10 protein-coding genes are annotated in these 13,745 nt (G+C 53.6%); 8 read left to right on the forward strand and 2 right to left on the reverse strand.

Translation table 11 applies throughout. From position 1 onward, the window contains the following. The first annotated feature begins 91 nt into the window (after positions 1 to 91). The 8 genes from R70723_RS08570 (at position 92) to R70723_RS08605 (ending at position 11,931) form a co-directional block, all read left to right on the forward strand. On the forward strand, positions 92 to 1,708 hold the full coding sequence (locus R70723_RS08570; protein WP_039871381.1) for an ABC transporter substrate-binding protein: 1,617 nt from the start codon (positions 92 to 94) through the stop codon (positions 1,706 to 1,708). After that, positions 1,705 to 2,694 (forward strand): ABC transporter permease, encoded by a 990-nt coding sequence (locus R70723_RS08575; RefSeq protein ID WP_231574847.1) that lies wholly within the window; start codon positions 1,705 to 1,707, stop codon positions 2,692 to 2,694. Before R70723_RS08570 ends, R70723_RS08575 begins: the two co-directional genes overlap by 4 nt. Then, complete coding sequence (locus tag R70723_RS08580) at positions 2,691 to 3,557, forward strand: ABC transporter permease (RefSeq protein WP_076418387.1); 867 nt, start codon at positions 2,691 to 2,693, stop codon at positions 3,555 to 3,557. Before R70723_RS08575 ends, R70723_RS08580 begins: the two co-directional genes overlap by 4 nt. Next, positions 3,557 to 4,327 (forward strand): ABC transporter ATP-binding protein, encoded by a 771-nt coding sequence (locus tag R70723_RS08585; protein WP_039871382.1) that lies wholly within the window; start codon positions 3,557 to 3,559, stop codon positions 4,325 to 4,327. The genes R70723_RS08580 and R70723_RS08585 overlap by 1 nt, the downstream gene beginning before the upstream one ends. Next, on the forward strand, positions 4,318 to 5,103 hold the full coding sequence (locus R70723_RS08590) for an ABC transporter ATP-binding protein (RefSeq protein WP_039871383.1): 786 nt from the start codon (positions 4,318 to 4,320) through the stop codon (positions 5,101 to 5,103). The genes R70723_RS08585 and R70723_RS08590 overlap by 10 nt, the downstream gene beginning before the upstream one ends. Beyond that, entirely contained in the window at positions 5,087 to 6,154 is a 1,068-nt protein-coding gene (locus R70723_RS08595) for an aminotransferase class V-fold PLP-dependent enzyme (RefSeq protein ID WP_039871385.1), read from the forward strand. The genes R70723_RS08590 and R70723_RS08595 overlap by 17 nt, the downstream gene beginning before the upstream one ends. Then, positions 6,147 to 7,364, forward strand: a complete 1,218-nt coding sequence (locus tag R70723_RS08600; protein ID WP_039871387.1) for an amidohydrolase family protein — start codon at positions 6,147 to 6,149, stop codon at positions 7,362 to 7,364. Before R70723_RS08595 ends, R70723_RS08600 begins: the two co-directional genes overlap by 8 nt. A 544-nt stretch (positions 7,365 to 7,908) precedes the next feature. Then, positions 7,909 to 11,931, forward strand: a complete 4,023-nt coding sequence (locus R70723_RS08605; protein ID WP_039871388.1) for a glycoside hydrolase family 10 protein — start codon at positions 7,909 to 7,911, stop codon at positions 11,929 to 11,931. A 250-nt stretch (positions 11,932 to 12,181) separates the two neighbouring features. Here R70723_RS08605 and R70723_RS08610 read toward each other — a convergent pair whose 3' ends face one another. Together R70723_RS08610 and R70723_RS08615 are read right to left on the reverse strand one after the other, a co-directional pair. Continuing rightward, positions 12,182 to 12,361 (reverse strand): hypothetical protein, encoded by a 180-nt coding sequence (locus tag R70723_RS08610; protein ID WP_039871389.1) that lies wholly within the window; start codon positions 12,359 to 12,361, stop codon positions 12,182 to 12,184. Continuing rightward, a complete protein-coding gene (locus tag R70723_RS08615; protein WP_039871390.1) occupies positions 12,358 to 13,338 on the reverse strand; it encodes a nucleotide-binding protein in 981 nt (326 codons plus the stop codon). Before R70723_RS08615 ends, R70723_RS08610 begins: the two co-directional genes overlap by 4 nt. Between the last annotated feature and the right edge of the window lie 407 nt (positions 13,339 to 13,745).

A 13,745-nucleotide genomic window follows, 5' to 3' on the forward strand; every position in this document is an offset into this window, starting at 1 on the left:
AATGTAAATTTTGTTTGACAGGGGGGATTGTATGGACCATAATACAATCCATACTAAACATATAAGGTTTATAGGAAGGGGAGATTGAGACATGCGATTTACAGCTTCTATCAAGAAAACATTAGGGTCAGGAACACTGGCAATTCTATTAATGGCGGTGATTGCCGGCTGCTCCGGACAGAATAATACACCTGCAGCCAGTGAATCAGCCCAGCCAAGCGCGAGCCAGGCGGCAGATGCGGGCAACAGTACCAGTGAGCCGGCGGCGGGAGGAACCTTTGTCTATGGACGGCCTGCTGCGGTAACCTCGTTTGATTTGCATAATCAGATCACCTCAAATAATGCGTTTGCGATTGATAAGGTTTTTGAATCCCTGGTTGCTTTTAACAGTGAGGGTGAAATTGTGGACTGGCTGGCTGCCTCCCATACCATCAGTGAAGACGGCTTGACCTATACCTTTGTGCTGCGTGATGGTCTGAAGTTCTCTGACGGCAACGCAGTTACAGCCAAGGATGCTGTATTCTCGCTGGAGCGTCACCTGAAGGTCGGCGGTCCGCTGGCGATTGCAGCCAAGGTGGAAAGTGTAACTGCACAGGATGACAAGACGCTTGTAATCAAGCTCCAGGAGCCTTATACACCTTTCATCTCCGAGCTGTCTAACTTCTCCAACGGCGTTATCCCGGCAAATTTCGGCGGGGTAACCGAGGAAGAATTCTTCAAAAAGCCAATCGGCACCGGCCCGTTTGCCATTGAAGCCTGGGACCCTGCGGGTGATGTGACGTTCGTCAAGAACACAAACTACTGGCAGGAAGGCAAGCCGGCCATCGATAAGCTCGTCTATAAGCTGATCGAAGACGACAGCCAGGCAATCAACCAGCTTAAGGCCGGAGAGGTTAACGCGGTTGAGGCACTTGCCCTGCAGAATGCTGAAGAGCTGAAGAATGGCGCAGATACCGCTGTAGTAACCAACGGCAGTTGGGTAACAGAGCAGCTGTTCTTCAATACGCTGGATGAGCATTTCAAGGATGTGCATGTCCGCCGCGCGCTTGCACTGGCACTGGACCGTGAAGGCCTGACCAAGGCGCTGACCTTCGGTTACGCCCAGGCTGCTAACTCACTGCTGCCGACGACTATTCCTTATAATGCGAATGATACGATCAAAGCACTGGGATATGATGTTGAAGCTGCCAAAGCTGAGCTGGCGAAGTCCGCTTTCCCTGACGGGTTCAGCACCAAGCTGCTGATTGCCTCAGGCAACAGCACAAGAGCCCAGGAAGCGCAGATTATTCAAGCGGCAGGCCAGGCAATCGGCATCAAAATTGAGATCGAATCCATTGAGCTGGCTTCCTTCCGTGAACGGTTCTTCGCTTATGATTTCTCCGCCATGCTGAACAGCGGCCAGGCGGATTCTCCGGAAGCGAACTCGATTCTGGCTTTCCAGACCGATCCGGAAGGCTTCAGCAAATCGTACTGGACGCATTATACCAATGATGAAGTAACCAAGCTGCTGTATGAAGGACAAAAAACGGCAGACGGTGATGCGCGGGCCGGGATTTACACTAAGCTCCTGCAGACACTGGCTGATGAAGTGCCTTACATTCCGCTTTACTACCCTGACATTTTGATCGGCGCCCGTTCTTCTGTAGAAGGGCTTACCGTATTGCCTAACGGCAGCGTCCGCTTTGAAGATGTGCGGATTGGTCAATGATGATGCCGGGTAAGCTGCAAAGCTCTGCGGCAGGTAACCGTAGATCCTACAGATGGCTGACGGCGGCTCTAATTAGAGCCGCCGTCGTTATCCTCTGTGTGATGACCGCTGTCTTTTTTCTGATCCGTATCGTTCCCGGTGATCCCGCAAAAATGATTCTGGGTGAATACAGCACACCGGAGGCGATCGCCGCCATGCATCATACCCTCGGACTTGATCTTCCGCTGTGGGAGCAGTTCATCCGGTTCGTGAAGCTGCTGTTCACCTCCGGGGATACCGGCAATTCCATTATCTCGGGAACCTCAACCAGGGTGCTGATTGCCGAACGGGCTCCGGTGACTATGCTGCTGATTGCAATGGCCTGTGTCATCGCGGTAGTGGCTGCCCTCCTGCTTGCTACGGTCGCGGCTACGAATAAGGACAAGCTGGCGGATCATCTGATCCGTATTTTTCCTGCGATTACTCTGGGTATGCCAATCTTCTGGGTTGGCATCCTTTTCATTATGCTGCTTAGTGTCCGGCTCCGCTGGTTCCCTGTCGGCGGTGTGGGCGAAGGCTGGTCCGGCATGCTGTACAGCCTGACGCTTCCGGCGGTTACGGTCGCTTTTTCCCAGATTCCAACGCTTGTCCGCTCTTTAAGGGCGCAGATGCTGGAGGTGCTGGAATCCGACTTCGTGGTTACCTTGAGAGCTGCGCGTATTCCCGGCCGGGTTATTCTTTTTAAGCATGTGCTGCGTAATTCGGCATTGCCGACGCTTATGCTGCTGGGTGTCAATATCTCCTATCTGATCGGCGGTACGCTGGTTGTTGAGCAGGTGTTCGGCATCAAGGGCATCGGCAGCCTGCTGTTTACTTCCATTTCAAACCGGGATTTTCCGGTCATTCAGGGAATTGCGCTATATTGTGCGGTTTCTGTGGTGATTATCAGCCTTGTGGTTGAGATTCTGGCCAAGTGGCTGGATCCCCGGACGAAAGGAACACGATGAAAACGACAACCTTTTACCCTGAACTGCAGACGGACGGAGCCAGGACTTCTCTGATCCGCCGGATTCTGAATACTCCGTCACTGCTGGCAGGAGGCATTATGTTCGCTGTGCTGATCCTGCTGGCTGTTTTCATTCCGTACATCAGCCCTTATGATCCGACTGAGCAGAATTTAAGCGCGTTTTTGCAGCCGCCGTCCGCTGAGCACTGGCTTGGAACTGACCAGCTGGGGCGTGACCTGTTCACCAGACTGATCTACGCTGCCCGGACGGACCTGACCATTATGGTGCTGGCGGAGATTATCCCGTTTTGTACCGGTATTTTTCTGGGAATGGTGGCAGGCTATTATGGAAAATGGGCCGATAATGTCATTACTCTGATTACGGACACGTTTATTGCCTTTCCCTTTTATCTGATTGTCATTATTGTGGCCTTTGCCAGCGGGGCGGGCCAGCGCGGAATTTACATCACCTTTATCCTTGTCGGCTGGATTGTGTTCGCCCGGGTGGTCCGCGGGCTTAGCGCCTCATTCCGAGAACAGGAGTGGATTGCTTCAGCCCAGACGCTCGGGTTGTCCGGCCCCCGCATTATTCTGCGGCATCTGCTGCCGAATGTGCTGCCCCAGGCAGTGGTCGTGCTGATGACGGATATGGTCGGCCTGCTGGTCGCGATTGTTACACTAGGCTATCTGGGCATTGGTATTGCCCCGCCGACTCCCGACTGGGGAACGATGATTGCGGACGGGCAGTCCTTTATCTCGACAGCCTGGTGGCTCTCGGCGGTGCCTGGCTTCGCCGTGGTATACACGGGAATTGCCTTGTCGCTGGTGGGCGACGGGCTGGCAGATCTATGGAGGAAAAAATAATGGCTACAACACCTGTTTTGGAAATAGAGGCATTGACGCTGACTGCCAAATCGCAGGAGGTGCTGGTGAAGGACGTCAGCTTCTCACTGCAGCAGGGCGAGAGTCTGGGCCTGGTCGGCGAATCGGGCTCCGGCAAATCGCTTACGCTGCGGGCGGTGCTTGGCCTGCTTCCGCGCGGCGTCGAGCAGACTGGCGGAGTAATCCGGAGTGGGGCTGACAGTGCCATGGTGTTCCAGGACCCCAGAGGGGCGCTGGACCCGCTCTGTCCGGTGGTCAAGCAGGTAGCGGAGGTCGTGTATTACAGACAGCGCCTCAGCCGCAAAGCTTCGCGCGCTACGGCGCTGGAACTGCTGCATATGCTTGGTCTGCCGGATTCGCTGGGTGAGGCGGACCGTTATCCCGGCCAGCTCTCCGGCGGCCAGTGCCAGCGGATTGTCATTGCAATGGCTCTTGCCTGCAAGCCTGGCATTCTGCTCTGTGACGAGCCGACCACGGCGCTGGATGTTACGGTGCAGAGGCAGATCATGGAGACTGTGGGCCGGCTGCAGCAGGAGCTGGGCTTTGCGATGATTTTTGTAACCCATAATCTGGCGGTTGCTGCTGCGATGTGCTCCAGGCTGGCCGTGATGAAAAAAGGCGAAATCGTGGAGCACGGTAATATACTGAGTGTTCTGCAGAATCCGCAAAATCCATATACACAGATGCTGATTCACTCGGTGCTGCCTGTGCCGGAGCTTGCACCTGAAGGGAGCGGTGCTTTATGGACTTGAGCCTGCAGGTTAACAATGTGACCGTACGTTACGGCGGATTTACGGCGCTGGACAATATCAGGCTTGATGTGGAGCAGCACACCACCCTTGGTCTTGTAGGAGAATCGGGATCAGGCAAATCTACCCTTGCGCGGGTAATTGCCGGTTTGATTATCCCGGATCAGGGGCAGCTTTTGCTGGGGACAGAGCCGCTCTCAAGGAAACGGACCCGTGAACAGCGCAAAAGCATCCAGATGATCTTTCAGAATCCGGATGCCTCGCTGAATCCGAAGCATTCCATTCGGCAGATTCTGGCCGAAGCGCTGCTGTTCCACAAAATTGTGAGCCGCGCGGAGGTGGAGAAGAGATCCAGGCAGCTACTGGAACGTGTGCAGCTTGAGGGGAAAGCATTGGATAAATACCCTCATGAATTCTCTGGCGGCCAGCGCCAGCGGATCGCCATTGCCCGTGCGCTAAGCGTAGAGCCCAGCCTGCTGATTGCCGACGAGCCGACGAGTGCCCTGGACGTATCAGTACAGCTTAGTGTGCTGGAGCTGCTTGGCGCGCTCAAGTCTGAGCTAAATCTGACGATGCTGTTTATTTCCCATGATTTGGGCGTAATACATGCTGTAAGTGATAAGGTTGCCGTCATGCGGCAGGGCCAACTGGTTGAGATTAGCCCGCGTGACAGCTTCTTTGCCCGTCCGGAGGCGGCTTACAGCCGTGAGCTGCTGTCCGCGGTTCCCCAAATGCCAACTATGAAACCATCAGGAGGACTACATGAGCCAAGAAATTAAAGGATATGTGCCGCTGACACGTACCGAATTCAGCACGTTGACCAGCCAGCTCTCCCGGCTGCTGTCTACAGAGCATTCTCCGGTTATTATCCCCGCTGAGGCGATTCTGGGGATTGAGGCAGTGGCTGCAGGTATTTCTGCACCGGGCCGCACGTTTATTAATGTAGTTACCGGACCTTACGGTAGCTTGTTCGGCCAGTGGCTGGAGCGCGGCGGAGCAAGAGTGGTGGAAGTGAAGGTCCCGTTCGATGAAGTTGTGGCTGTAGAGCAGGTTGCCGCAGTTATAGAGCGGGTTAAACCCGATGCTCTTTCCTTTGTGCAGGCAGAGGTCGTTACCGGAGGGTCAAATCCGGCAAAAGAAATCCTGCGTATTGCGCGCAGCCACAACCTGATCACGGTCACGGACTCGGTCTCGGCGGTTGGCGGCGAAGAGCTGCTTGTGGATGAGTGGGGCGTAGACTTCGCCGCTGTCGGTGCGCAAAAAGCGCTGGGCGGACCTAACGGGGTCAGTGCGGTCAGCATTTCGCCGCGCGGCTGGCAGTTCCTGGAGACCAATAAAGTTGCGCCGCGCAATTCGATTCTGTCTCTGCTGGATCTTAAGCAGCCGGCGGACGGGACAGAGCCGGTACGTGTTCCGCCTAACATTCCGGCGCTGGAGGCCAGAGCGCTGATTGAAGCGCTGGCGGCGGTTGAGCAGGAAGGGCTGGATCAGGTCATCTCACGTCATAGGGCTGCGGCGGCCTCCGCTCATGCCGGCATCAAGGTGCTTGGGCTTGAGCCTTGGCAGAAGGACAGCGGGCATTTTTCCACGCTGACTACCACGGTCCGCATTGGCGGAGATCAGCGCCTCAGAATTGCGCAGCCTGTCGGCATTGTTGCTCCGGGAGACGGGGAGCTTAACGGCCGTCTGCTGCGGATCAATCATTTTGGCGTGAATGCAAGCCTGCCTGGCGTGGAAAAGGCCATTACAACGCTGGCTGAGCTGCTTGAACAAGACGCAGCTTCAGCGCTGCAGGCGGTCCGGGCAGCATGGGGGAACGCCCATGCTTAACAAACATCCGGAGGCGCTGGATTACAAGGCAATCCGCATCGCGGGGATTGAAGGCAAGCGTTATGACATTTCCATCAGAGACGGCAGGTTTACTTCCGTGAAGGAAGCGGTGCCGGGGGAACCTGCGGAGCGGTTGGGGCAGGAAGGTCACGGAGAGCAATCCGGGCAGCCTGGACCGGCTGGGACTGCTTCCCCTCAGGCCGATCTCTGGATTAGCCCGGGCATTATCGACCTGCATACCCATCTGGCCTGGACGGACTTTGACCATGCAGACCAGCTGAAGCGCAGCAGCGGCGAGGTGGAGGCCATGCAAGGCGCGGCGTTCGGAGCTACCCTGCGTACAGGCGTAACGACCGCGCGGGATGCCGGCGGCATTACGCCCCAGACCATCCGTAACCTCGTCCGAAGCTACGGGCACCCGCTGAGGGTTGAGACCAGCAGCGAAATGCTGGGTTCAGCTGATGCACTGGGAACGAAGTTCCTGGAAGGCCGGCTGGCCGAGATTTATGCTACCGGAGCGGGTTGGGTCAAGATTATGGCAACCGGCGGTCTTGGAGCACCTGGGGAGAAGGTGCTTGATCCCGTGTTCTCTGAAGAAGAGTTCAACTTCATTGTCCGCCACGCCCATGCCAATCAGATCAAGGTGCTGGTCCATACCTGGGGCGGGGTAACCATTGACTGGTCGATTTCGGCAGGAGTCGAATCGATCGAGCACGGAATGTTTCTGACCGCAGACCAGGCCGGACGGCTGGCCGAATCCCGGACAGCCTACGTGTCTACGGCCTCGATCTACCGGATTGCCGCAGATCCTGCCGGCGTGCTGGCGCTGCCGCCGGTAATTTGCGACCGTGCTGCCCGGGCGGCCGAGGCCCATTCCCGGGCCATCGGCTATGCCCGAAGCGCAGGTGTGCGCTTCGGCTTCGGCACAGACTACGCCACTCCGTCGCTGCACGGCTACAACCTGCAGGAGCTGGACACGCTGCTGGATTACGGCCTTACCCGCGCGGAAGCATGGCAGTCTGCTACCTCCGGGGCGGCTGAAATCCTCGGGCGCGGCCATGATTTAGGCCGGATTGCCGAAGGCTATCTGGCCGATGCCGTCATCTGGAACGCCGATCCGTTCCAGGCCCGGGGTGCAGGTGTGCTGCGGGAGAGCATCGTTTCCGTTATAACCGGGCAGTCGGAGTCAGAGCTGGCGGGCGGGAGATAGGCAGGTTCTGTGGAGCTAGAGTGATGCTTTAAGTGGAAGCTGTATAACCTTAGGTTATACGGCTTTTTGCAGTGTTTTGTGATACATTTCCGCTGGAACAGTTGCTGCTGAACATTTAGTTTGATTTTCGACACCTAATTCTGCTTTTTCTCAGTATTTTTTCGGTTTAGTTGGATAATGGACACTTAATTCCGCTTCATCGCCTGCTTCAGGCCCAAAACCGGAAATTAGCATACCCTTTTCCAATTAGATGGTCTTTACTATAGTCGCAGCAAGGATTAGTGGTCATTTTTCAACTTAATTAGATTAGCGGCCGTTATCCATACATCGTGCAGTGCGTATATCGTGCAGCGCGTATAAGCACAGATCCACCTGCTGACTCAAATGTTATATAAAAAGTACGGTATCATCTTTAGTTTGAAGAAAGACAGTGATTTTGCGGGTGTGCTACGATTTTGCATGAGAAGGGGGGCTGTTCAAAAGATATTTGTAAGCGCTTAACTTAAAGAGCAGGAACAAATTCATAAAAAGAGGAGTGCAATGCATGAGTAGAATGTTCAAGCGAATCTTCTCCACAGTATTAGCGGCCAGTCTGCTGCTGCCGCTTGGCTGGATTGCTCCGGCAGCTCAGGCATCCCAGTCTGCAGAGGCCGCCCAACCGGAATTGACAACCGTTTATCATGAAACCTTTGCCGATGGGGCAGGCAAAGCCGGCCAATCCGGCGGGGCCAGCCTGGCGGCAGTTACCGGCATGCCATTTGACGGCAACGCTGATGGAGCAGCCCTGTATGTAAGCAACAGAGCGAACAACTGGGATGCTGCAGATTTTAAATTCAGCGACCTCGGGCTCGTTAACGGGGAGACGTATACAGTAACTGCGGTGGTTTATGTTGATGCTGCAGTCTTTCTGCCCGAAGGGGCAAAGGCTGCACTGCAGACTGTAAACAGCTACGGAAATTATGCCGAAGCAGCCTATGTTGCCGGCAAGTCGGCTACACTGACCAGGGAATTCATTGCGGACACGTCCAAGGATCAGGCGCTGCGCATTAATTCCAATGAGGCCGGCAAGACGGTCCCGTTCTATATCGGGGACGTCCTGATTACCGGTAAAGCAGCCACTGGCGGAGGGGAAGAGCCAGTAAGAGACCCTGCGCTGCCGTTCAGTACGGTTACTTTTGAGGATCAGACGGCAGGCGGTTTTACCGGCAGATCAGGCAATGAAACGCTGACGGTCACGGATGAAGCGAACCATACCGCAGACGGCTCCTATGCCCTGAAGGTGGGGGGACGCACCTCAACCTGGCACGGGCCGGCGCTGCATGTGGAGAAATATGTGGACAAAGGCAGCGAATATCTGATCTCCGCCTGGGTCAAGCTGATCGATCCGGCCAGCTCCCAGCTTCAGCTGTCTACTCAGGTAGGCAACGGCAGCAGCGCCAATTATGTCGCGCTTTCTCCCAAAACCATCAGCGCTGCTGACGGCTGGGTTAAATTTGAGGGCAGCTACCGTTACAATAGCGTCGGCGGCGAATATCTGACAATCTACGTGGAGAGCTCGAATAACGCTGCAGCCTCCTTTTACATTGACGATATCAGCTTTGAACCTACGGGCACAGGACCGGTTGCTATCCAGAAGGATCTGGTTCCGCTGAAGAATGCGTATCTGGATGATTTTCTGATCGGAAATGCCATTACGGCCGAGGATCTGGAAGGGGTACGGCTGGAGCTGCTGGAGATGCATCATAATGTGGCTACGGCGGGCAATGCGATGAAGCCGGATGGGCTGCAGAATGTGAAGGGTGAGTTTACCTTTACCGCAGCGGATGCGATGGTCGACAAAGTGCTGGCGGAAGGCATGCAGATGCACGGTCATGTTCTGGTCTGGCACCAGCAGTCGCCGGTATGGATGAATACGTCCAAGGATGCGGAGGGCAATACCGTCCCTTTGAGCAGGGAAGAGGCCCTTGTAAATCTGCGGACCCATATCCGTACCGTAATGGAGCATTTCGGGGATAAGGTAATCTCCTGGGATGTCGTGAATGAGGCGATGAATGACAATCCGGGGAATCCGGCCGACTGGGAGTCGTCGCTGCGCCAGGCCCCATGGAAAACCGCAATCGGAGCAGATTACGTCGAGCAGGCTTTTCTGGCGGCAAGGGAAGTGCTGGATGAGCATCCGGAGTGGGACATTAAGCTCTATTACAATGATTATAATGAGGACAATCAGAATAAAGCCCAGGCCATTTATAACATGGTAAAAGCACTCAACGATAAGTATGCGCTTAATCATCCCGGCAAAATGCTGATCGACGGTGTCGGCATGCAGGCGCACTACAACGTAAACACCAATCCTGAGAATGTCAGACTGTCGCTGGAAAAATTCATCTCTCTTGGTGTGGAGGTGAGCGTCACCGAGCTTGATATTCAGGCAGGCAGCAACTATGAGCTGTCAGAAAAGCTGGCCGATGCCCAAGGTTATCTGTACGCCCAGCTTATGAGCCTCTACAAGGAACATGCTGCGAATATTGCACGGGTCACCTTCTGGGGCATGGATGACAATACGAGCTGGAGAGCCTCATCCAATCCGCTGCTGTTCGACAAGAGCCTGCAGGCCAAGCCGGCATATTACGGGGTTATCGATCCGGTAAAATATATCGCCGAGCATCAGCCGGATACGACGGACGCGAATGTATCTAATGCGGTCTATGGGACACCGGTCATTGACGGTACAGTAGATGCGCTCTGGGCAGGTGTACCCGAGATGCAGGTTAACCGCTACCAGCTGGCGTGGCAGGGGGCAAGCGGCATAGCCAAAGTCCTATGGGATGACCAGAATCTGTACGTGCTGGTTCAGGTCAGCGACGCGCAGCTGGATAAGGTGAGCGCGAATGTCTGGGAGCAGGATTCGGTTGAGATTTTCGTGGATCAGAATAACGGGAAGACCTCGTTCTACCAGGACGATGACGGCCAGTTCCGGGTTAATTTTGATAACGAAAGTACCTTTAATCCCGACAGGATTGCGGCAGGGTTCGCCTCTGCAACCCAAGTATCAGGAACCAATTACACGGTTGAAGTGAAAATACCGCTTACCAGCGTTACACCGGCCAACGCTAAGAAGCTCGGCTTCGACGTGCAGATCAATGATGCGAAGGATGGCGCGCGGCAAAGTGTAGCCGCATGGAATGATACTACCGGCAACGGGTATCAGGATACCTCGGTATACGGCGTGCTTACGCTCACGGGCAAGCCTGACGCTCCGGCAGTTACGCCTACTCCGACACCGACGCCGCCGACGCCAACACCGACGCCAACACCAACACCGACAGCTACTCCGCCGGCTGCGATTCCAGGCGGTACGGGCAGCACTACTGCTACGCCGAAGCCTGCTGTTTTGGAGAGCAAGGATGGTGTGGTGACGCTCAAAGCGGAGGTTACCGGCACCGGCGGCGAGGTTAAAGCGGCCGTTTCTGCCGATAACCTGACGAAGGCCCTTGAACAGGCACTGCCTGGGATTGACGGGCGTAAACGGGTCATTATCGAGCTGGCTAAGCAAGGAGAGCCGACCGCCTATGAGGTACAGCTTCCTTCGCAAAGCCTGAAAGGGCAGAAGAGCTTTGTGCTGCTAGTGAAGACGGCAGCAGCCGTAATTGAAGTTCCGGGTGAACTACTATCCGGTGCCGCGGCAGACACGGAGTATGTAGTGTTCCATATAAAACAGGCCTCCAAGGACGGCCTGGATGCCAAAGCCCGCACGCTTATCGGTGCAGGACCGGTTATTGCCCTGAGCCTGACGGCAGGCGCCAAAGAGGTTGCCTTGGGCAGCCCGGACGTTCCGGTAAAGGTTTCGATCCCTTACACTCCCGCTGCGGCGCAGCTTAGTAATACGGCAGCGCTCATAGCAGGTCAGCTAGGCAGCACGGGCAGCCTGGCTGCCATCCCGAGCAGCCGTTATGATACAGCTAGCGGATCGCTTGTGTTCCATATTGCCGGGTCCGGCACCTTTGCAGCTGCTTATAATCCAGTGAGCTTCTCAGAGCTGGAGAAGCTGTCCTGGGCCAAGGAGGCTATTACAGCCCTGGCTGCGCGCGGCATCGTTCAGGGAACCGCAGCGGGCAGCTTCTCTCCGGCAGCACCCGTGAAGCGGGCTGACTTTATCACGATGCTCGTCAGAGCGCTTGAGCTGAAGGGAACCGGCCCGGCTGCTGCCGGATTCAGTGATGTCCCGGACGGTATATACTACAGCAACGGGCTAGCTATAGCACAGCAGCTTGGTATCATTGACGGCTACGCGGACGGTACCGTCCGTCCGGACAATCCGATCAGCCGTCAGGAAATGATGGTGATCGCAGCGCGCGCGCTGGCAGCAGCGGGCAAATCTGCGGCAGGCAGCAGCGGCAGCCTGAATGCATATCCGGATGCCGCGCAAGTCGCCGGATATGCCGCCGATAGCGTATCCTTGCTGGTTGAAGCCGGTATCATCGCCGGTAAGAACGGCCTGCTTGCACCCGGTGACACGCTCACCCGCGCGGAAGCGGCGGTGATTGTGTACCGGATTTGGGGCTTGTAGGCACTTACAACGATACGCTCCATTTTTCCGGTTAATATTTGCGTAATTATTAGCATGTTTATATACCAGTGATTGATCAAAAGGATCCACACAGTCTCATCTGTGCGGATCCTTTTGATTTATAGTCTCAATATTAAAATTAACTAGGCCTGGCTCTATAGCTTCCAAGATCATAAGAAAAAAAGAGTCAGAATTGTTCCTGACTCTTTCATTTATTATAAATCATATAAATTACAGAATGTCGGTAGAATTAACCTAGCATTGCAGGACGTTTATACTCAGCTTTCCTTTTTAAAACAACGATACCTGCAGTATCTTTTCCTGGACCTAAAGTAGGTGCTAATACCCTTTCAATCTCAACCTTACTTGAGATGCCTGTTCCTTGAACAGAACCCTTCTGGCTGACCTTTCGGATGTTTTTTCTGTTCATGTTACTTCACCTCCAAAAATATAGTGGATTGAACTCATTAGCCCTTCATTCTCATCCATTAAGCTTGCAATGCGTGTAGTCGCTACTCCTCCGTTAATCGTGAGATGAATAGTAAGGACTAATTCCTTACCAACAGGATAGCATAGTAAATATACACTCGCAACGCCAGTTTTGTTATATAACATAGCTTGCTCTGTTCCGGTTAAATATACATCGATTACTAAAGGTTTTGTAGCACTCTTTGATCTATAGTCTTTAAAACTATAAAATTTCCCTCGCCCTACGTTTCCTGCAACCTGTTTAATTCCATCTGTCCCTTCTACTGCCCAAACAGCGGCACCGGAAACTTTGGCACTGGCAAGACTGCTGGGATCGTAAGCAGTCCTGATCGCTTCATATAAAAAATCGTATTTGCGTACCGGCTCTGAAAGGAGATCTTTACTGAACTGTGTCAGAAAACTAATTAATGATAGATGTGCCGGATTTACAAACGTACCGTGTTCGTCTATTTTTTGCCGGATAGAGTCACAGGCAGTTACTACTGCGGCATCTTTATTTCCCAAACTTGCATCATATGTAATGAAGGTTAGGCCATGCAGATCAGAAGGGATGTGGAATTCATTAACCTCAGAACCCTGATATGTTCTCTTTGATTCAAGTGGAACAATGTAGAATACTCGTTCCCTTCTTAAACGCCCCCAGAATAAGCCCATCTCAAAGATGGTATTGTCTCTTGGTGCTAATACCGTTTTACCTCGAAAGTCGACAATATCATCAGGGGCGAAAACAAAAACAGCAAAATCATTATGGTCTACTTGAGTTTCTAAATCATCCATAGTTGCATTGTTTACTTTAAAAACATTAGAAAACCAAGGAGTTACTTCAGCGTAACGTTGTAACTCGCGCATTACAGCTATAGCATAGGGTTTTGCTTCAGAAGATGATCCGATAAATAAACTCGGCTTTGAATCAGCCATACCATAACCCCTTCTCTAAAAAGGATTCTGTTTTCTGTCTTATTGACTCACTAATAATAAAATTATACAATGTCAATTCTACAAATTCTACCTTTATGTGGAATAAAGCGGGACTTACATCAGTTACCAGGGTTGCGGTAAACTATTTAAATTGCAATGTCTGGAAGTGATCAAAGCTGGTGGCTTTTTGGCAGTTTTCGTTGGAATATGGTAAGCTATCCCGCCAATGATTGACACAACCCCTGCCGCTGGCTATACTTGAAATGTTAAATGCAAATCGGATAAAACATTGATGAAATGAAGTACGCCGGAGCATGGCTCCCCCAGAGAACGGGTTCCGTTACGAATCGCTCGTAATGGCTGTGAGAACCCGGAAGACAGACCGGCGGAAAGCTGATTTCGGAGTG

The organism is Paenibacillus sp. FSL R7-0273, assembly GCF_000758625.1.
In the GTDB taxonomy this organism is placed as follows: domain Bacteria; phylum Bacillota; class Bacilli; order Paenibacillales; family Paenibacillaceae; genus Paenibacillus_AQ.

Excerpts from the sequence above, each read along its gene's own strand:
- R70723_RS08605 (WP_039871388.1), top strand. The coding sequence starts at position 7,909 with ATGAGTAGAATGTTCAAGCGAATCTTCTCCACAGTATTAGCGGCCAGT.
- R70723_RS08595 (WP_039871385.1), top strand. The coding sequence starts at position 5,087 with ATGAGCCAAGAAATTAAAGGATATGTGCCGCTGACACGTACCGAATTC.
- R70723_RS08590 (WP_039871383.1), top strand. The coding sequence starts at position 4,318 with ATGGACTTGAGCCTGCAGGTTAACAATGTGACCGTACGTTACGGCGGA.
- R70723_RS08600 (WP_039871387.1), top strand. The coding sequence starts at position 6,147 with ATGCTTAACAAACATCCGGAGGCGCTGGATTACAAGGCAATCCGCATC.
- R70723_RS08610 (WP_039871389.1), bottom strand. The coding sequence starts at position 12,361 with ATGAACAGAAAAAACATCCGAAAGGTCAGCCAGAAGGGTTCTGTTCAA.
- R70723_RS08570 (WP_039871381.1), top strand. The coding sequence starts at position 92 with ATGCGATTTACAGCTTCTATCAAGAAAACATTAGGGTCAGGAACACTG.
- R70723_RS08575 (WP_231574847.1), top strand. The coding sequence starts at position 1,705 with ATGATGATGCCGGGTAAGCTGCAAAGCTCTGCGGCAGGTAACCGTAGA.
- R70723_RS08615 (WP_039871390.1), bottom strand. The coding sequence starts at position 13,338 with ATGGCTGATTCAAAGCCGAGTTTATTTATCGGATCATCTTCTGAAGCA.
- R70723_RS08580 (WP_076418387.1), top strand. The coding sequence starts at position 2,691 with ATGAAAACGACAACCTTTTACCCTGAACTGCAGACGGACGGAGCCAGG.
- R70723_RS08585 (WP_039871382.1), top strand. The coding sequence starts at position 3,557 with ATGGCTACAACACCTGTTTTGGAAATAGAGGCATTGACGCTGACTGCC.